A 21726-nucleotide genomic window follows, 5' to 3' on the forward strand; every position below is an offset into this window, starting at 1 on the left:
AAACTTTTAAAATGAAAAATTCAAATATAAAATCAAAATTTCTGCTGATGTTTGCTACAGCTGTAGTAGCAACAACGGCGGTTAGTTGTTCAGATTATTTAACAGATGATCCTGCAGATAAATTTACAAACGAAAACTTTTGGCAATCAGAAGATAATGTAAAAACATTTTCATGGCTTAATTATGATACTTTTTATGGCTACGGAAATGGTACAACAATCGGACTTTCTTTTTTCTATTATCACGGAAGTGATTACAAAGTAGACGATAACTTATCAGCATTTACTTTTTATCAAATGCCGGTTACTGCTGCTACCACAAATGTTTACTCATGGAATGAATATTATACGCTTATTCGTCGTTGTAATTTGATGTTGGAAAAAATACCAACAGTGAGCATGTCTGCAGAGAAAAAGAACCACTATATTGGGGTTGCGAAATTCTTTAGAGCTTATACGTACTTTCGTTTAGTGCAAAAAATGGGAGATGTTCCGTATACTGACAAATATTTAGTTCAGGGAGATCCTGCAGTTTATGCTCCGGCAATGCCAAGAGCAGAAATTATGGATAAAGTAATTGCAGACTTAGAAGAAGCTGCAAACTTAATGCTTGTTTCAGACGATAAAAATGCTACTGTAAATAAATACACGGCTTATGCTGCTTTAAGTAATGCCTGTATTTATGAAGGAACGTATAGAAAATACCATTTAGGTCAGGATGGCAGCGCTTATCTTAACAAAGCAAAAGTAGCTTCATTAGCGGTAATGAACAATCCGGTTTATAAATTAAACGCCGACTGGAAATCACTTTACAATTCAGTTGAATTACTTGGTAATAGCGAAGTGATACTTACAAAACGTTATTTAACAAACGTATTGATGCACTCTTTACAAAACTATACCAATACATCTACAATTCAGTACGGTTTAACAAAATGGGCTGCTGATAGTTATGTAACGACAAACGGATTACCAATTCAACAAGTTGGAAACGCTCAGTATACTGGTGATGATAACGTAACTAAAACTTTTGCGAACAGAGATCCGCGTTTTGGAAAAACTGTAAACCCTGCAAACTACGGTTACAAAGGAAAACCTTTTGGTACTACGGCTTTAGTTTCGATGTCAGGATATGTATTCGAATTGTACAACAATCCTGCTACAACTGGTCCTGATGTTACAACAGGAGGACGTAACTATACTGATGCGCCAGTATTTACATTAAGCGAAGTATACTTAAACTATGCTGAGGCTTGTGCTGAATTGGGTACTGCAACAAATAATGATCTTGATATCTCGATCAATAAAGTACGTGCACGTGCAGGAATTGCAGCTTTGACCACTGACGGAAACAATGCTTCTGCCGGAAGTGTAGTAATCAACGATCCTAGAAGAACTTCAGCATTAGAACAAATCTCTGGTGTTGTAAGTCCGCTTATTTGGGAAGTACGTCGTGAGCGTCAAATCGAATTCATGAGCTGGACGACTTTAAGACAAGCCGATATTTACCGTTGGAAAAAAGGAGATTATCTTGATACTTCAAAAAATCCTGATGTAAATCTTGGAGCCAGAATTGGTACTCCGGTAGGATCACAAACGGTAGTAGATGGTAACGGATATGTGAAAATTTATCCTTCAAGTGCAAGAAACTTTGAAGCAAAACATTACTTAATGAATATCCCAACAAATGATATTGATTTGTATAAAGCTCAAGGTGTTACATTAAAACAAAACCCAGGTTGGTAATGCTTAGTTGCTAAACCAAAAAATAATACACTACCTCTGGGGATCAAAACCAGAGGTAGTATTTTAAAATTATTTCTTTGTAAAAAAGACAAACAATAATTGGACAAAAATAAAATTGCGGTCTAAAAATCATAGACCAAATCCTTCAAGAATACCACACAAACATCATCCAATCAAAAAAATCAGGCAATCCAATCAAATAATACTATAATTTTATTGAGTCAATTTTTGTCTTCTCACTACTAAACTGTAATTTAAAATGATAAAATTCATAGCAAAAAGTGTCTTTATAGCAGCTTCTATAATATACACACCGTCTTATTCTAACTCATTTCAAAAAACTGCAAAAAATAACATTCACGAAATTAAAGCTTCGACAATTAAAACCGGAGCCGATAATTACGAAAAATACCTGCCTTTATTAAAAGATAAAAAAGTAGGCATCGTTACCAATCAAACCGGAATTTTATCTGATAAAACTCATTTGGTAGATTTTTTATTAGAAAAAAAAGTGGCCGTACAAACCATTTTTGCACCAGAACACGGCTTTAGAGGAACAGCAGATGCCGGAGAACATGTGGTAGACGGAAAAGACCCAAAAACAGGATTACCCATCATTTCTCTTTACGGAGACAATAAAAAACCAAAAGCAGCACAATTGGCCGGAATCGATGTTATGATATTCGATTTGCAGGATGTTGGTGCACGTTTTTATACGTATATTTCTTCTTTGCATTATGTGATGGAAGCTTGTGCAGAAAACGGAATTCCGCTTATAGTTTTGGACAGACCTAACCCAAATGGCGGCATTGTAGACGGACCACTTTTAGAAAAAGAATTTACCAGTTTTGTAGGCATGCACCCTATTCCGTTGCTTCACGGTCTGACAATTGGAGAATATTCGAAAATGATCAACGGCGAAAAATGGCTTAAAAATGCGGTACAATGCAAACTAACTGTGATTCCTTGTGTAGATTACAAACGAGATATGCCTTATAGTTTACTCGCAAAACCATCTCCTAATTTACCTAATGACCAATCGATTAACTTATACGCAAGTTTATGCCTTTTTGAAGGAACAAACGTAAGTATGGGACGCGGAACCGAAAAACAATTTCAGATTTATGGTTCTCCTTTTTTAACGAAAACCAATTTTACTTTTACTCCAAAACCAAATTTTGGAGCCAAAGATCCGCTTTATAACGGAAAAGAATGTTTTGGAGAAGATTTAACTTCGTACCCAAAACTCACTCAATTAGAACTTAAATGGCTCATAAAAGCCTATCAAAATACAAGTGATAAAACGAAATTCTTCAATCCGTTTTTTACCAAACTTGCCGGAACAAAAAAATTACAACAACAAATTGAAAGCGGAGTTTCAGAAAATGAAATAAGAAAGAGCTGGCAGAAAGATTTAGAAACCTTCAAAAAAATGAGAAAAACTTACCTTCTCTATTAAACAATTGTTATTACACATAATTCTATGTTTGTTTTAAATAAGTGAAACGCCTTTTTTAAAGTAATAAACTGTGTTGCTATGTGTTTAAAAAAATGCCCAACGAGTAAAAATAGAACCAACTAAATTGCAAAATATCGAAACCGGTTATTCGAACAACTTTGGTTTCAAAAATCAAAAAAAGAAAAATGAAAAATAAAAATCCTGAAACTGAACAAGAATCTTTGTACAAAGACTTGGATCAAATGAGCGTGAAAGAACTTCTTACGAATATCAATACAGAGGACAAAAAAGTACCGCATATTATCGACGAGCAAATTCCTAAAATCGAAAAACTGGTTAAAGCCATTGTAAAAAAAATGCAATTGGGCGGTCGATTATTTTATATTGGAGCCGGAACTTCCGGACGAATTGGAATTCTTGATGCGTCAGAATGTCCGCCAACTTTTGGTGTACCGCACGATATGATTATCGGAATTATTGCCGGTGGAGATACTGCCATTAGAAAAGCCGTAGAAAATGCCGAAGACGATACTGAACAAGCCTGGAAAGACCTTGCCAAATTTGAAATCTCCAGCTTAGATTTTATTATCGGGATCGCAGCTTCCGGAAACACACCTTATGTTTTAGGCGCTTTGCAAAAAGCCAAAGAACACAATATTAAAACAGGAAGTATTTCCTGCATTAGCAACGGACTTATCGCTCAGGAAGCCGATTATCCAATTGAATTAATCGTAGGGCCTGAATTCCTTACCGGAAGTACAAGAATGAAAGCCGGAACAGCCCAAAAACTAACTTTAAATATGATCTCTACTTCGGTAATGATTAAATTAGGAAAAGTAAAAGGCAACAAAATGGTCGACATGCAGCTTTCTAACGAAAAACTGGTAAAACGCGGTATCAAAATGATTATGGAAGAGCTTGGAATTGAATATGATTTAGCCGAAGAATTACTGCAAAAACACAAAAGCGTAAGAGCCGTATTATTGTCGCAAACCAAAAACATGGAAAACTAAAATTTTTAATAGATTTATAGTCTTAAAATTTTAATTTATAAATTTCGAAATGCAACGAAAATCTGGCGGGTTTTAGAAACGGGTCAGATTTAATGAACATAACAAACCAAAACCACCCAACTATACAATGACACCAAGTACCATACTCCTTCTTATCATCATTTATTTCGGAACATTATTTTATATCTCGCACAGAGTGAGCAGAAAAGATGGCGGAAATGATGCTTTTTTTACCGCCAATAAAAACTCAAAATGGTATCTGGTTGCTTTTGGGATGATAGGAACTGCTCTTTCCGGAGTTACTTTTATATCAGTTCCCGGAGAAGTTGGTGCCCCAAGTGGTGAACAATTCAAATATTTTCAGTTTGTTTTGGGTAATGCAATAGGATTTATAGTAATTACAAAATTATTATTGCCTTTGTATTATCGTATGAATCTAACGTCGATTTACGGTTATATCGAGCAAAGAATGGGCTTTTACAGCTATAAAACTGCCGCTTCTATTTTCCTGATCAGCAGAACCGTTAGTTCGGCATTCAGACTTTATTTAGTGGTTATTGTATTGCAGCGTTTTGTATTTGATTTTTATAATATTCCGTTTGCTTTTACAGTCCTGATTTCTCTTGTACTTATTTTTTCGTATACCTACAGAGGCGGACTTAAAACGATTATTATTACAGATACTTTGCAAACGTTTTTTCTGGTAACATCGGTTTTTCTTACCATTTATTTCATTTGCGATCGTATGGATTTAAGTGCTATTGGCGCTTTCGAAGAAGTAAAAAACAGCAATTATTCTAAAATATTTTTCTTTGATGATTTTCTGGGAAGCAAATTTCATTTTGTAAAACAAATATTAGGCGGAATGTTTGTAACCATTGCCATGACAGGACTTGATCAGGATTTAATGCAAAAAAACCTGAGCTGTAAAAACATTGGCGAGGCACAAAAAAACATGTTCACCTTTACAGGAATCTTTGTTGTAATCAACATTTTCTTTTTAAGTGTTGGAGCTTTGCTTTATATCTATGCCAACAAAAACGGCATCGCGATCCCAACAGATTTAGTTACAGGAAAACCAAGAACCGATTTACTTTTTCCGGAAATCGCGCTGAACCATTTGGCTACAATTCCTGCCATTGTATTTTTGTTAGGAATCATAGCAGCAACATTTGCCACAACAGATTCGGCATTAACAGCATTAACGACTTCTTTTTGCGTTGACTTTTTAGGCATGGACAAAGCCGAAAATAGCCAGAAAAATACCGTTCGAACAAGACATATCGTGCACATTAGTTTCTCGGCATTGATTTTCTTTGTGATCCTTATTTTCAACTCGATCAACGATAGTTCTGTAGTGGGTATGATCTTCAAAGTGGCTTCGTATACTTATGGTCCGTTATTAGGATTATATGCTTTTGGATTGTTCCAGAAATCAAGACACGTAAAAGACAAATTTGTTCCCGTAATTTGCTTATTATCGCCTTTTTTTACGTATTTAATAAACGAAAACTCAGCAGCATTATTTGCAGGATATGTTTTTGATAATGAATTAATTGTACTTAACGGCCTTATCACTTATTTAGGATTATATCTGACAAGTTCACGCAGTACAGAAAAAATAAGTTTTTAAAACCACCTTGAAAACACAACCCTATTGATTAATCAATTGGCACTTTAATTAAGTTTCAATTGCCCAAAAAATAATAAACATGAAAGATTACATCATAAAAATCAGCCTTTGCGCTTCATTTTTATTTTTAATCACCAATTGTGGCGTTTCTAAAAAAGACAATACAGTTAAAGATTTAAAAACAGATCCTGTTACAAAAGATACGGTAGTTTACGTTGCTCCCAAAACATCAGAGAAAAAGACTTTTTTTAAAGACTCTGACAAAGAAACTGCCTGGGTCGACAGCATTTACAGTAAAATGTCACTTCGTGAAAAAGTAGGTCAGTTGTTTATGATTTCGGCTTATTCTAATAAAGATTCTGTACACGTAAACGAAGTCAAAAAATTAGTTCAGGAATATAAAGTTGGAGGAGTAATCTTTTTTCAGGGCGGTCCGGTTCGTCAGGCCAAACTAACCAATTTATATCAGTCGAAAGCAAAAGTGCCTTTGTTCGTAGGAATTGATGCCGAATGGGGATTGGCCATGCGATTAGATTCTACTTACCGATATCCTTGGAATATGACTTTGGGCGCGATTCAGGATTTAAAACTAATTGAAAACGTTGGACGAAACATGGCCAACGAAAACAAGCGAATCGGAATTCATTTTAACTTCGCTCCTGTTTTGGATATCAATACCAATCCTAAAAATCCAATTATCGGGAACCGTTCTTTTGGTGAAGACAAAGTTAATGTAAGCGAAAAAGCAATTGCTTTAATGAAAGGCGTACAAAGCCAAGGCGTTTTTAGTACCGGAAAACATTTCCCGGGACACGGAGACACCGCAACCGATTCTCACCATGCTTTGCCTTTGGTTAATTTTTCGAAAGAAAGACTGGAGCAAATAGAATTATATCCGTACAAAAGAATATTCGATGAAGGTTTAGTATCTGTTATGGTTGGACATCTTAATATTCCGAGTTTAGAACCAACTCCAAACCTGCCTTCTTCGGCTTCTTATAATGTGGTTACAAACCTGCTTCAGAAAGAATTAGGTTTCGAAGGTTTGATTTTTACCGATGGTTTGGCGATGAAAGGCGCCAGCAATTTTAAAGGTCCAGGAGATTTAGAAATTGCCGTAATTCTTGCCGGAAATGATGTTTTACTTTGTCCGGAAAATGTTCCCGTAGCCGTTCAAAAATTAGAAGCAGCTTATACTGAAAATGTAATTACTGAGGAACGTCTTGCACATTCGGTAAAAAAGATATTGCATTATAAATTCAAGGCCGGATTAAACAAATACAAGCCAATAGACATGGCGAATATTTACAATGATCTTAATCCGTCGCAAAATGATGCCTTGCATTATAAATTATACGAAAACGCCGTTACTGTTCTAAAAAATGAAAAGGAAATATTGCCTATCAAAAACTTAGAGAAGAAAATTGCTTACGTAAAATTGGGCGATGATACGAACAGTGCTTTCATTTCTACATTAAAAAAATATACCGAAATAACCGAAGTTAAAGACACCAATCTTGATAGCCTGAATAAGGAATTGAAAAAGTTTGACAAGGTGATTATCAGTTTTCATAAAGTAAATAAACCTTGGGAAAAGCAAGAATTTACATTAACCGAAATGCTTTGGCTAAAAGAAATTGCAAAGCGTAACGACGTAATTCTCGACATCTTTGCCAAACCTTATTCGTTATTGTCCATTAATAATTTTGATGATATAGAAGGTTTAGTGGTTTCTTATCAAAACTCAGATATCAGTCAGGTAGTTTCTGCTGAATTGCTTTTTGGAGCCATCGAAGCCAAAGGAAAACTGCCGGTATCGATCAATAATTTTTTCAAAGTAAATGAAGGATTATCTACAGAAAAATTAAATCGTCTGGCTTTTACCGCTCCTGAAAACGTGAATATGAATCCGGCGATTTTATCAAAAATTGATGCCGTGGCACAAAAAGCAATCGACGGAAAAATGGCGCCGGGAATGCAGGTTTTAGTAGCCCGAAAAGGAAGTGTTATTTTTCAGAAATCGTACGGAAATCAAACTTATGATAACGGTAAAAAAGTAAGCAATACAGATCTTTATGATGTTGCTTCGATCTCAAAAATGATTTCGACATTGCCAAATGTGATGCAATTGTACGATAAAGAAAAAGTAAATCTGGACACGAAACTAAAAGATATGGTGCCGTTTTTTGCTAAAACAAATAAAGAAAACATCATTTTCAAAGATTTGTTAACGCATTACGCGGGACTTCAGGCCTGGATTCCTTTCTATAAAGCAACTTTAGACCAACAAGGAAAACCTTCTGAAAAATACTATCGTAAAGTTGCCGGATCGAACTTTACAACAAAAGTAGCAGACAGCCTTTATATTCGAAATGATTATCACGACACCATCATGAAAATCATTGCCGATAGTCCTTTATCCCTTAAAAAAGAATACAAATACAGCGACTTTACTTTTATCATTTTAAAAGAATATCTGGAAAGAAAAACGCATAAAAAGCTGGAAGATCTGAGCAGGCAAAATTTTTACAGCACACTCGGGATGAACAATACACTATACAATCCGTTAGACAGATTTGATAAAAACAATATTGCCCCAACTGAGATTGATACGTATTTCAGACATCAGGTTATTCAGGGTTATGTGCACGATATGGCAGCAGCTATGGAAGGCGGAGTTGCCGGTCACGCCGGAATTTTTTCTAACGCGATGGATGTTGCCAAAATGATGCAATTGTATTTGCAAAAAGGAAATTACGGTAATAAAGAATATTTCTCGCCACAAACATTTGATGCTTTCAATACTTGTTATTATGCAGATAAAGGTGTTCAGAGAGGTTTAGGTTTTGATAAAAGAATAGGCAAAGACGGTCCAACTTGTGCTTGCGTATCTCCTTCTAGTTTTGGTCACACAGGATTTACAGGAAACATCGCCTGGGTTGATCCCAAAACAGAAATTGTTTATGTATTTTTATCCAACAGAACCTATCCCGGACTAAATGGCGACGAGAATAAACTAGCCAAAGGAAAAATTAGAGAAGAAATTCAGCAAATTATTCAGGAAGCGATAATGATAAAATAAATCAATTTAACCATATAAGAAATTTAAGAGCATATTAGTTTTGCTAATTTTTTAAATGAACTTATATTCCTTATATGGTTAAAAAAATTATAGCCAAAGAAGAATAATTCTATTTATAAAAAAACAATATCATGAACGCAAATCTGGAATCACTGTATAAAATTGCCCAAAAACCATCGCGAACCATTATCGGATTAATGTCTGGTACTTCATTAGATGGTTTGGATGTGGCTTTATGCGAAATTTCAGGTTCAGGCGAAAATACTCAGGTTGAATTAATTCAATTTGATACCGTTGATTATTCTGAAGAAGTAAAAACAGAAATCCGAAGTGTATTTGCAAAACAAACAATCGATTTTCAGCATTTGGTTTTACTAAATGAATGGATTGGGATTCTTCATGCTAATATTATTCTGGATCGTTTGAACCATTGGAAAATTCCGGCAGAAAAAATTGATTTGGTGGCTTCGCACGGGCAAACCGTTTTTCATGCGCCGAAGATTTTACATCAGCAGGAAAAATTTCCAAATGCCACTTTGCAAATTGGCGATGGAGATCATATTGCTGTAAAAACCGGAATTATAACCGTTTCCGACTTTAGGCAAAAACATCTTGCTGCTGGAGGCGAAGGAGCGCCATTGGCCGTTTACGGAGATTATTTTTTGTTTAGCAAAAAAGATGAAAACCGCATTATGCTTAATATGGGCGGTATTGCCAATTTTACTTATTTATCATCAACACACAATCCCGAAGAAGTTTTTGTGACCGATACCGGAACCGGAAATACCTTGATTGATGCTTTTACCCGACTTTATTTTCCGGATAAATCGTATGATAAAGATGCCGAAATTGCGAAACAAGGCAACGTAAATCCTGCTCTTTTAGAGGCTTTAAAGGCTGATGAATTCTTTTCGAAACCATTCCCGAAAACTACAGGTCCGGAACTTTTTAGTATCGATTATGTTCGAAAAGCGCAAACTCAAAGCCAAACTGAAAACATTACTATTGAAGATTTACTCGCCACATTAACGAAATTCAGTGCTGAAACTATTGCCGATGCCATACATTCGGCCATCAACAATACCACTTATTCTCCCGAAACTTTTACTGTTTACATGTCTGGCGGAGGTGCTCACAATCCATTATTAGTGGGCTGGTTAAAAGAACTATTGCCTTGTACATTTAAAAACACCGATGTTTTAGGAATTTCCGGCGATGCAAAAGAGGCCATATTATTTGCCATTTTAGCCAATGAAACCGTTTCTGGAGGCACTTCAGATTTTGGCCCAAGAAAAAGAATTCCATCTGTATCGATGGGGAAAATTTCTTTTCCGAACTAAAAATAAAACCTAATACAATTTTCTCTTTCAGATAAATTAACGAAACCAAAAAACAACCCCAACCAATGACAAAAGAACGTTTAATTTCACTAGATGTATTTAGAGGATTTACTATTTTATTGATGACAATCGTCAATAATCCCGGAAGCTGGGCCTCGATATATCCGCCTTTAGAACATGCTGAATGGCACGGCTGTACTCCTACCGATTTAGTATTTCCATTTTTTGTTTTTATAATGGGAACTGCGATTCCGTTTGCAATGCCGGTAAAACATTTTGATGCAGCTGTTTTTAATAAAATTATAGTTCGGTCGTTACGTATTTTTTGTTTAGGATTTTTTCTGGCTTTTTTCAGCCGATTCCAATTATTTGGTTTAGAAGGAATTCCTTTATTGATTTTGAGATTATTGATCACTTTTGCAGTGGCTTATGCTTTATTAGGAAACTTTAGTTTAAAAGTAAAAACCTATCTCGCAGTAGGAATATTTGCGATTTTAATATCCTTAGCCTACAGCGGAATCGAAGCTTTTGAAGACGTAAGAATCCCGGGCGTTTTACAACGAATAGGAATTGTATATTTCTTTACTTCTATTTTATATTTAAAAACAAACCTGAAAACACAACTTATCGTTGCAGCTTCTATATTAGTGATTTACTGGCTTTTGATGGCTTTTGTTCCGGTTCCGGGATTTGGTCCTGCCAATTTCGACAAAGGAACAAATTTGGCTGCGTGGTTAGACAATTTACTTTTAAACGGACATTTATGGGCTTCTAGCAAAACCTGGGATCCTGAAGGAATTCTGAGCACTTTGCCTGCTATAGGAACCGGAATTGTAGGGATGTTTATTGGACAAATATTAAATCTTCAGATTACCAAAATCGAGATTGTAAAGAAATTAGCCATCGCCGGAGTTTCTTTATTGATTCTGGGCTTACTTTGGAATACTTTTTTCCCAATTAATAAATCTCTTTGGACAAGTTCGTATGTTTTGTACACGGCAGGAATCGCCACAATATGTTTAACGATATTGTACTACATAATAGATGTTTCCAATTATACCAAATGGACAAAACTGTTTTTAATCTGGGGGGTAAATCCTATGATTGTGTTTTTCTTTTCAGGAATAATCCCGAGAGTTTTAGGGTCGATTAAAATTCAGAATCCTGAAATGGCTTCGGAAGAAATCAGTTTACAAACTTCTATTTACAAATTCGGGATTGCGCCTTGTTTCGAAAATCCTTTGAATGCATCTTTGGCTTATGCACTTTCTTATGCTGTTTTTTGGTCTTGCATATTATGGGTTTTCTATAAAAAGAAATTAATTTTTAAGGTGTAAGATTGGTACAATAAAAAATGTTCGCCACTAATTGCACGAATTTGCACGAATTTTTTATGACAATGATTGTCCTAGCCCCGATAGAAGTGGAAATCCTTTGTGTCCGCCGCGGCGGACACAAAAGATTGGAACGAATTGCTTCGCCAGTTCGCACTTTCAGGCTCGGGTGCGGGATTAGCTCCTAAAAAAACATATTGTTATAAATATATCGCTCCGCTGGAGCTTTAGATCAGGGATTTGTATACTGCTATAAATATGGCGCTCCTCTGGAGCTTGATTCACTAAAGAAATAGTCCCAGCGGGACGGTATATTTATAGAAATTTTATATTGATTATGAAGAAGAGCCCCAGCGGGGTGACATATTATCAATATGAAGAAAATAATACATGGAGTTATAATAAAGCTTTGAACAATGTATTTATTGCTTATTTAGCTCCTAATTTTTATTAAAAAAAACAACATGAGATTAAGGCAATTTATTTTTGGATTTCTTTTTATCGCACTTCTATTTTCTTGTTCAACTAAGAGAAAAGACAATCACTTCATAAAATCAAATGCTGATGAGGTTTTGGTGCGCCAGGATTTTAAAAAATATTTTGACGATTGCAATGCCGATGGCGCTATTGCGATTTATGACAATAAAAACCATAAATGGATTGTATCTGATACCGTTGCCACAAGAAAAGAAACATTGCCTGCTTCTACATTTAAGATTATTAACTTGCTTATTGCTCTGGAAACCAAAACAATTTTGAGTGAGAATGATATTGTAAAATGGCCCGGAAGTACCGATACGATAAAATACGATTATCGCTCCAATATTTACCACGATATATCTGTAAAAGAAGCTTTTGAAGTTTCGGCAGGATGGGCGTTTATCGAATTAGCAAAGAAAATTGGGAAGGATAATTACAAAAAATATTTAAAACGTTGCCATTACGGAAATCTTGATCTTTCGCAAACAGATCCGGACTTTTGGAATTTTGGTGCTTTTGGAATTTCACCTGTCAATCAGGTTGAGTTCCTGAAGAATTTTTATGACGAAAAATTGCCTTTCTCTAAACGCAACATCGACATTGTAAAAAAGGTAATGATAACGGAACAGAATCAAGAGTATACCATTCTTGCAAAAACAGGCTGGACCAGAGATAATGGCATCAATACTGGCTGGTGGGTAGGCTATCTCGAAAATAAAAACGGAACGTATTTTTTTGCCACGCGCCTATTGCAGGATCGAAAACAAAATAGTGCTAGTTTTGGCAATTGCCGAAAAGAGATTACAAAATCTGTATTTAGGGATTTGAATATAATGCAGTAAAAAGGAGTTCATCACTTTGTTTTGTTCCATCGGAACATTTTGTTGGTAGCCCAATAAATGCGGTATTTTTTCACGTTCCTTAGGAACGTTTGATTTTATAAATAATCATTGGTAAAAACATAGACATTTTCTCAAACGTCCAAATGGGACGATGTTTCTCACGATACATTTTTTTTCTACCGATGAGGTGTCCCGATGGAACACAATCTAAAAAACTAAAACTTTCGTTTTTGATAAGGTGTTCCTTCGCCATCTTCGCAATGACTTTTAAGACTTAACAGAAACATTGCCCAATTGTAATTGCACCATTGATAAAACTCTGTTAATTCTCGCCAATCAAAATGTTTGAGAACGACTGCCGTAACTCCGTCTTTTTCGGTCAGGTCGAATGAAATTTTTGTACCAATCCATTCCGGGTCAGAATCGACACATTCCCACAATATTCTTTTGTTGGGAGACAATTCTACTATCTTCATTTTTGTGGTATCATTATCGCCGAAATCAAACTCATTGACAAAGCCAACTTCCGGTTTTACAATGAGTTCTGTTGTCCAGACATCATGAAGTCCTTCTTGTGTGGTTAATGTTTTATAAACAGCTGCAATAGGTGATTTAATATAATTGATGTGCTCTATTTTTTCCATTTTCATGACTTTTTAGATTGGCAAATTCAAAGTTAATGAAAATTATATCGCTCCGACAATGGTGCTAATTTTGAAAATTTCACATGTAAATTTGCTTTGTTTAGGTATAAAAACGGGATTACTCTAAACCTAAATTGAGCAATCTAGTGCGCTTTTTTGATTATTATGAGGATTTATTTAAGTAACTTTAAATGAATTATAATAGCAAAGGCTATTTGAAAACAATTCTACCAAAGACAAAGTTGTACTTGCAATCGACTGTTTAAAATAAAAACATTATGAAAATGACTGTAGAAATAACATCGCCATACGATCAGAGTTTTATTAAAGAATTACCCTTAATAGGCAAAAATGAGATCGACAAAATACTGAATACTGCCCAAAACTTATTTATAGATCAATCGAAATGGATTCCGGCTTATAAGCGAATCGAAATACTGGAAAAAACAGCTGCAATAATGGCGGACCGAATCGAAGATTTATTAGTAACAGCGGTAAGCGAGGGCGGAAAACCTTATCAGGATTCTAAAGCTGAGGTACTTCGCGCCATAAAAGGCGTAAAATTAGCAGCAGAACATATCTCTCAATTAAAAGGCGAACAAATACCTATGGCACTTACTGATGCTTCTTTAAACAGAGTCGCTTTTACGTCAAAAGAGCCTATTGGAATTGTGGTGGCGGTGAGTGCTTTTAATCATCCGTTGAATTTAGCCGTTCATCAAATCGCTACGGCCTTTGCTGCAGGTTGTCCTGTAATTTTTAAACCTGCAACGGCAACGCCTTTGTCGAGTTTGGCGCTTCGTGAAATTTTAAAAGAAGCCGGATTACCTGAAGGATGGCTTCAGATAATATTATGCGACAATGAAGCCGCAGAATTATTGGTGACCGACCCAAGAGTTAATTTTTTCTCGTTTATAGGTTCTGCAAAAGTAGGCTGGTATCTGAAAAGTAAATTATCTCCGGGTACAAGATGCGCTTTAGAACATGGCGGAGCTGCTCCGGTTATTGTAGAAAGTGATGCTGATTTTAACGAAATGATTCCTGATCTGGTAAAAGGAGGTTTTTATCACGCCGGACAAGTTTGCGTTTCGGTTCAGCGAATTTATGTCAATCAGAAGATCGTTGAGCGTTTTATTGAAGCTTTTGCAGCAGCAACAACTAAATTAGTTACAGGAAATCCTTTGGATCAAAAAACTGATGTAGGTCCGCTTATTTCGCCTAAAGAAGTGAATCGCGTCGAAAAATGGGTAAATGAAGCGATTAAAAAAGGAGCTAAATTAATAACCGGCGGAAAAAGAATTTCTGACACTTTCTTTCAGCCCACCGTTTTATTTAATCCATCTGAAGATTCCAAAGTTTCTACTACCGAAATTTTTGGTCCCGTCGTTTGTATTTATTCTTTTACAAACCGCGATGAAGCCATAAAAAGAGCCAATGCGCTGAATGTTCATTTTCAGGCTGCCGTATTTACAAAAAATATAGATATTGCTTTAGAAACCGTTAAAAAACTAAATGCTACAGCGGTTATGGTGAATGATCATACGGCTTTTAGAGTCGATTGGATGCCATTTGGAGGTCGTGATGCTTCAGGAATTGGTATGGGAGGAATTTCATACGCCATAAACGAAATGACGAGAGAAAAACTAACCGTTTTTAAAAGCAAATTAATTTAAGTTTTAAATAAATTGATTGTAGTTATTAAACACATCGCTATGTGCATTTTAAATAAGTGAAACTCCTATTTTTAGTCAACAAAAATCTATGTCTATGTGTTTAAAAATATTTAAGCCAAAATAAAAATATGAATACAAACAAAGCAGAACAAAACATCGAAACCACCAAAAAAGTATTACCCATTATTTTGGCGACTTCGATCTTTATGCAAATGCTCGATTCTACCATTCTTAATACCTCGATAACGGCTATTGCCAAAGACCTGCACGAATCGCCGCTTGATATGCAAAATGCGATTATTAGTTATGTATTAACTCTTGCGCTTTTTATGCCGGTTAGCGGTTTTTTATCGGATAAATTTGGAACTAAGAAAGTCTTTATTTTTGCTTTACTGTTATTTAGCATCGGATCCTTATTTTGTTCGCTTTCGCAGAATTTAACTCATCTGATTTTTTCGCGTGTTATTCAGGGTATTGGAGGAAGTTTAATGACACCCGTTGGAAAACTGGCACTCATTAGAACATTTCCTAAAAAAGAATTATTAAAGGCAATGAATTTTGCTATTATCCCTGCCTTAATTGGTCCCGTTTTAGGTCCTTTGGTTGGAGGTTATATGGTCGACTATTTATCCTGGCATTGGATTTTCCTGATCAATATTCCGTTTGGGATTATTGGTATTCTATTAAGTTTAAAATACATGCCGGATTATAAATCGCCTATCATTGATTTTGATTTAAAAGGTTTCCTGATTTTTGCTTCGGCTTCGCTCCTATTATCGATTTCCTTAGAATTATTTGGCAATACCGTTCGTCTAACGCCCGTTTTATTGGTATTGATGTCCGGATTTTTAATGTTGTATTGGTATTATCGTCATGCCGTGACAGACAATAATCCTCTTTTTCCTTTAAATTTATTTCAGGTAAGAACTTTTCGTGTGGGTATTGTAGGCAATCTTGCGACGCGTTTGGGTTTTAGTTCGATTCCGTTGTTGTTGCCTATGATGATTCAGATTGCTTACGGACAATCGGCGGTAACTTCAGGGTGGATTGTCGCACCAATGGCTCTTACTGCCATGTTTGGGAAATCGGCCGTCATTAAAATTCTAAATACTTACGGTTATAGAAAAACCTTAATGGTGAATACTTTTATTATTGGAGTTTTAATTTGCGCATTGGCCATCCCTTCAATTCATACTTCTTTCTATTGGTACGTTCCTATTATTTCGGTTTTAGGATTCTTTAATTCGATACAATTTACCTCAATGAATTCTATTTCTATTGCCGATTTAAGGGTGTATCATACCAGTAGTGGCAATTCGTTAGTTTCTGTAAATCAACAATTAGCCATTGGTTTCGGAATTGCTTTTGGACTTTTGGTACTTAAAATTTTTCAGGGTGACGTAAAGCTTATTCATAACGAAATTCACAATGCTTTTCGATATACATTTCTGGTCGTAGGATTTCTGACTATTCTTTCAGGTTTAGTTTTTAGAAGACTTCATGATAAAGATGGTGACAATTTAAAATCAGCTAATTAATAAAAAATACAAAGCCCAATCTAATACGATTGGGCTTTATTATTTCCTGAAATTTAGAATTATTTAATTCCAGCCTCCGCCAAGTGCGCGGTATAAATTGACAACAGCATGCAGCTTTTGACTTTGATCGTCAATTCCTCTTAATTGTGCGTTCAGTAAATTTTGTTCGGCTGTTAAGACATCTGTATAATTGGTTGTCGAATTGTTCAATAATTCTTTATTAAACTCAACCGCTTTCAATAAAGCTTCTAGTTGTTTTTTTCTTTTTTCTTCTTTTAAAGCCGCGTTATCGTATTTAGACAATGCATTCGAAACTTCTTCGCTGGCTTTTAACATCGAAAATTCGAAATTATAAAGGGCTTCTTTTTGTAAAGATAATGCGGTTGCTAATCTTCCTTTGTTAATTCCTTTATTGAAAATAGGCTGCGCAAGTCCTCCGGCGATATTACCAAAAAGTCCTCCGTTGGTAAACCAGTCTTTTAATCCGAAACTTGAAAAACCTGCTGCTCCGCTAATCGTTAAAGCAGGATAAAAATAGGCTCTCGCTACATTACTTTCTTCAAATGCTGCTCTAAAATTATATTCGGCTTGTTGTACATCCGGTCTGTTTGCCAAAAGCTGCATCGGAACTCCAATTTTAAGATCGTATGTAAGCTGTTGTTTTTCGAGAGAACTTCGTTCGATTTTAGTGGGAGATTTTGCGAGAAGTACACATAAAGCATGTTCGGTTTCAGTTATCTTTTGTTCGATATCCGGAATCGCTAATTCTGCTTCATAAAAGTTGGCTTCACTCTGAACAACTGCAACTCCATTAATAATCGAATTTTCAAAAAGAACTTTGATTGTCTCAGCATCGGTTTCTCTGTTTTTAGCAGTCTTTTTAAGTACTTTTAATTGTTCATCAAGTACCAATAATTCATAATACGAATTAGCAATATTAGCGATCAATTGGGTTTGAACGGCACGTTTCGAAGCGTCTGTAGCCAATAAATTAGCGATTGCACTTTTCTTAGCACTTTTTAATTTACCCCAAACGTCGATTTCCCATCCCGCAGAAATTCCTAAATCGTATTGTGTCGATTGATCGAAAAGTCCAAACCCTTGCGGGAAAGCCAACCTGGATTCCTTAACCGAAACATTCCCGTTTACCGAAGGCAGAAAAGCCGCTTTACTCAACTTAACATTCACCGCAGATTGATTGATTCGTTCAACAGCAATCTTTAGATCCAGGTTCGCCGCCAATCCGTCAGAAATTAATTGTTGCAAGGCAGGATCGCTAAATAATTCCGACCATTTCATAGTGGCTATAGTGGTTGTATCGGTGCTTTCTTTTTCTCGATACGTTACTGATGTTTCGGGTTTGGCATAGGGTTTCGTGATCTTGCACGAAGTCCATATACTGGCAGTAATCAGTATTATGGCTATTATTTTATAATTGTATTTATTCATTTTAATATGTTTATTTCTTTTATTTAACTGGCTGGAATTTAACCGCAAAGAGCGCTAAGGTTTATTCGCAAAGTCCGCAAAGTTGGAATCCTTTTAATCTTTATAATCTGTGGCAAAAAAATTTAACCGCAAAGCACGCAAAGGTTTTACGCAAAGGCCGCTAAGTTTATTTTAATCTGAAAATTTCAGGCAAAGCTCACAAAGCTAGTTCAACGCAAAGCTTTGCGAACTTTGTGTTTTTATATAACCATCCACATAAAAAACTTTGCGTGCTTTGCGGTAAAATAATCGCAAAACGATCCTCTCTGAACCTTTGTCGATCCGTACCTTTGAACCTTTACTAATCAATTATTCTCGGTTCGTGATCCGGTACTTTTACTCCGCCCACTTTTTCCTGCAAAGACTGAAAAATGATAAATAGAACCGGAATTACAAAAACCCCAAATAAAGTTCCAATCAACATTCCGCCAACTGCCGCTGTACCAATAGATCTGTTGCTTAAAGCTCCTGCACCAGTAGCTATCATTAACGGAATCAATCCGAAGATAAAAGCAAACGAAGTCATTAAAATAGGTCGTAATCGGGCTTTCGCACCAAACAAAGCCGACTGAACAAGACCTCTTCCGCTTAAGCGATGTAACAAAGCAAACTCTACTATAAGAATGGCATTTTTTGCCAAAAGACCAATCAGCATAATCAAACTAATCTGAAGGAAAATATTATTGTCGACTCCAAACAAATTCGCAAATATAAAAGCTCCAGCAAGTCCTATTGGTAAGGATAACAATACCGAAAATGGCAAAATATAACTCTTGTACTGCGCACTCAATAAGAAGTAAATAAAGATCAGACAAAGTCCGAAGATTAAGGTGGTCTGGCTTCCGCTTGAAAGTTCTTCTTTAGTTAAACCGGAAAATTCATAAGCATAACCTCGGTCTAAAGTCTGCGCTGCCACTTCTTCAATTGCTTTGATGGCGTCTCCTGAGCTGTAACCGGCATTTGGCGCGCCCGTAACCGTTGTTGAAGTAAAAAGATTAAAACGGTTTATAAATTCCGGACCGTATGTTTTCTTCAAGGTTACAAATTCTGATATTGGTGCCATTGCTCCTTTATCTGTTCGAACAAAAACTTTATTGATGTCGCTTTCTTTGGCTCTGTAATTCGCGTGAGATTGTAACATTACCCTGTATTGTTTTCCGAATTTATTGATGTCTGAGGCGTAGATTCCTCCAAAATATCCCTGAAGCGTATTCAATACCGTTTTTACGCTAACGCCAGCCTCTTTACATTTTGCCACATTTACATTCACTTCCATTTCCGGGAACGTAATATTAAACGGATTGGTTGCATACATAATTTCTGGTCGCTTATTAATCGCTGCCATAAACTTTGCAATATTCTTATCAAAATCCTGATAACTTCCTCCGGTTCGATCCTGCAACTGAACTTCGAATCCGTTGTTGTTTCCAAATCCCTGTAAGGTTGGTGAGGCAAAGAAAATAATACTTGCCCCTTTTATGTGCGCTGTTTTTTCGAACAATTTAGCCACAACCGAATTAACATCCTGATCTTTTCCTTTTCTTTCTTTCCAAGGTTTTAATCTAATGAATAAAGCTCCGTAAGAACCTCCATTTCCGTGAATTAAATCCATTCCTGATAAGGTAGACGAAAGTTCTATTTCGGGAATACTTCTGGCGATACTGTCGATTTCTTTTGTGATTTGTTCGGTACGTTCTAATGTCGAAGAAGCTGGTAAAACTACATTTCCGTAAATCGCTCCTCCATCTTCATTTGGCACAAAACCTGTAGGCGTAGTTTTGATTAAAGCGTAAAATATTATTCCAAAAACTGCTATGGCCACTAATGAAATCCATTTTCTGCGAATCAGGAATCGGACTGATCCAATATACTTGCGGGTTATGGCATCAAAAGCAACATTAAAACTGGCATAGAATTTTGGTAAAAATCCATTATTGTGATTTGATTTTTCAGGATCATGTGGTTTTAATAAAATAGCACAAAGCGCAGGACTTAAAGTCAAAGCATTCACCGCCGAAATTAAAATGGCTACAGCCAATGTTAATCCGAATTGTTTGTAAAATACTCCTGCCGAACCTGTAATAAAAGTTACCGGAACAAATACTGCTGACATAATGAGGGTAATCGAAATAATCGCACCGCTAATTTCACTCATGGCATGAATAGTCGCTTTCTTGGCCGATTTTGCGCCTTGATCGAGTTTCGCATGAACGGCTTCGACCACGACAATGGCATCATCGACGACAATACCAATGGCTAAAACCAAAGCAAAAAGTGTCAATAAATTGATGGTAAATCCAAATAATTTCAGGAAAAAGAAGGTACCTATAATCGAAACCGGAACTGCAATTGCAGGAATTAATGTGGATCTAAAATCTTGCAGAAAAACAAACACCACAATAAAAACCAGAATAAAAGCTTCAATAATAGTATAAATTACCTTTTCTATCGAAGCGTCAAGAAAATCATTTGCATTTAAAAACGTATGATATTCTACTCCAGGCGGAAAATCTTTGGAAGCCTTTTTTAAGATATCTTCGCAGGCAATAATTAATTCTCTGGCATTTGATCCTGAAATCTGACTGATTTGTCCTCCCGAAGAAACTTTACCTTGTGTAATAAGCGAAGACGTATAATCTAAAGCCCCAAACTCAATATCGGCGACATCTTTTAATCGCAATAGACTTCCTTGCTTATCACTTCTTAATACGATGTTTTCAAACTCTTCCGGATTTTCAAGTCGGCCTGTGAATTTCAAGGAATATTGAACTGATTCTTTACTGTTTTCTCCAATTTTTCCAGGTGCTGCTTCAATGTTTTGTTCTTGCAAGGCTGCAATAATATCATCCGGAACTAAGCCTTGGTTTGCCATTGCATCCGGTTTTAACCAAATACGCATCGAATATTCGCGACTGCTGTAAATCTCGGCTCCACCAACTCCTGCAACACGCTTGAGCTCAGGCATAATATTGATCCTTAAATAATTATCAAGGAATTTTTCGTCGTATTTTCCGTCGTTGCTGTACAGCAAGAAACTCAAAGCTGTACTGCTCAATTGTTTACTGGTTGTAATACCGGCTTTAATTACTTCATTGGGCAATAAACTGGTGGCTTTGGCTACCCGGTTTTGCACGTTTACGGCTGCCATATCCGGATTGGTTCCCTGCTTAAAAAATATGGTTATGGCCGCGCTACCATTACTGCTGGCGGTTGAGGTCATATAACTCATGTTCTCAACACCGTTTATTTGTTCTTCTAATGGGATAATGACACTTTTTAAAACCACATTGGCGCTGGCTCCCTGATACGAGGCGTTTACAACAACTGTTGGCGGGGCAATTTCAGGATATTGTGATATGGGCAGAGAGGCTAATCCCAGCAATCCCAAAATCACTATTATGATCGATATTACAGTCGATAATACCGGATTTTCTATAAATTTTCTAAACATGATT

The 21726-nt window shown here is 36.1% G+C and carries 13 protein-coding genes; 10 read left to right on the forward strand and 3 right to left on the reverse strand.

The annotated features are described in order from the left end of the window. The first annotated feature begins 11 nt into the window (after window positions 1–11). From L0669_RS22095 to L0669_RS22130, 8 genes are all read left to right on the forward strand, one after another. Window positions 12–1745, forward strand: coding sequence for a RagB/SusD family nutrient uptake outer membrane protein (locus L0669_RS22095; RefSeq protein WP_263759999.1), 1734 nt, complete (start codon window positions 12–14; stop codon window positions 1743–1745). A gap of 259 nt (window positions 1746–2004) precedes the next feature. After that, a complete protein-coding gene (locus L0669_RS22100; RefSeq protein WP_263760000.1) occupies window positions 2005–3204 on the forward strand; it encodes an exo-beta-N-acetylmuramidase NamZ family protein in 1200 nt (399 codons plus the stop codon). A 146-nt stretch (window positions 3205–3350) separates the two neighbouring features. Beyond that, window positions 3351–4217, forward strand: coding sequence for an N-acetylmuramic acid 6-phosphate etherase (murQ, locus tag L0669_RS22105; RefSeq protein ID WP_425250484.1), 867 nt, complete (start codon window positions 3351–3353; stop codon window positions 4215–4217). A gap of 127 nt (window positions 4218–4344) precedes the next feature. Next, entirely contained in the window at window positions 4345–5850 is a 1506-nt protein-coding gene (locus L0669_RS22110; RefSeq protein WP_263760002.1) for a sodium:solute symporter, read from the forward strand. Between the two features lie 79 nt (window positions 5851–5929). Continuing rightward, window positions 5930–8932, forward strand: a complete 3003-nt coding sequence (locus tag L0669_RS22115) for a serine hydrolase domain-containing protein (protein ID WP_263760003.1) — start codon at window positions 5930–5932, stop codon at window positions 8930–8932. 131 nt (window positions 8933–9063) lie between these two features. Then, the gene (locus L0669_RS22120; RefSeq protein ID WP_263760004.1) at window positions 9064–10272 is read left to right on the forward strand and encodes an anhydro-N-acetylmuramic acid kinase; all 1209 of its coding nucleotides are present in this window, start codon (window positions 9064–9066) and stop codon (window positions 10270–10272) included. 65 nt (window positions 10273–10337) lie between these two features. Beyond that, window positions 10338–11609 (forward strand): acyltransferase family protein, encoded by a 1272-nt coding sequence (locus tag L0669_RS22125; RefSeq protein WP_263760005.1) that lies wholly within the window; start codon window positions 10338–10340, stop codon window positions 11607–11609. A 461-nt stretch (window positions 11610–12070) separates the two neighbouring features. Next, window positions 12071–12928, forward strand: a complete 858-nt coding sequence (locus tag L0669_RS22130; RefSeq protein ID WP_263760006.1) for a penicillin-binding transpeptidase domain-containing protein — start codon at window positions 12071–12073, stop codon at window positions 12926–12928. Window positions 12929–13143: 215 nt separating this feature from the next. Here the strand turns inward: L0669_RS22130 and L0669_RS22135 are convergent, their stop codons facing one another. Beyond that, complete coding sequence (locus tag L0669_RS22135; RefSeq protein WP_263760007.1) at window positions 13144–13572, reverse strand: SRPBCC family protein; 429 nt, start codon at window positions 13570–13572, stop codon at window positions 13144–13146. Window positions 13573–13856: 284 nt separating this feature from the next. Here L0669_RS22135 and L0669_RS22140 point away from each other — a divergent pair, with 284 nt between their 5' ends. Next, window positions 13857–15245, forward strand: a complete 1389-nt coding sequence (locus L0669_RS22140; protein ID WP_263760008.1) for an aldehyde dehydrogenase family protein — start codon at window positions 13857–13859, stop codon at window positions 15243–15245. A 128-nt stretch (window positions 15246–15373) separates the two neighbouring features. Beyond that, window positions 15374–16783, forward strand: a complete 1410-nt coding sequence (locus L0669_RS22145) for an MFS transporter (protein WP_263760009.1) — start codon at window positions 15374–15376, stop codon at window positions 16781–16783. Between the two features lie 63 nt (window positions 16784–16846). Here the strand turns inward: L0669_RS22145 and L0669_RS22150 are convergent, their stop codons facing one another. Together L0669_RS22150 and L0669_RS22155 are read right to left on the reverse strand one after the other, a co-directional pair. Next, window positions 16847–18232 (reverse strand): efflux transporter outer membrane subunit, encoded by a 1386-nt coding sequence (locus L0669_RS22150; RefSeq protein ID WP_263760010.1) that lies wholly within the window; start codon window positions 18230–18232, stop codon window positions 16847–16849. 340 nt (window positions 18233–18572) lie between these two features. Next, window positions 18573–21722, reverse strand: coding sequence for an efflux RND transporter permease subunit (locus tag L0669_RS22155; protein ID WP_263760011.1), 3150 nt, complete (start codon window positions 21720–21722; stop codon window positions 18573–18575). Window positions 21723–21726 lie beyond the last annotated feature (4 nt).

Source organism: Flavobacterium bizetiae (genome assembly GCF_024271895.1).
Lineage (GTDB): Bacteria > Bacteroidota > Bacteroidia > Flavobacteriales > Flavobacteriaceae > Flavobacterium > Flavobacterium bizetiae.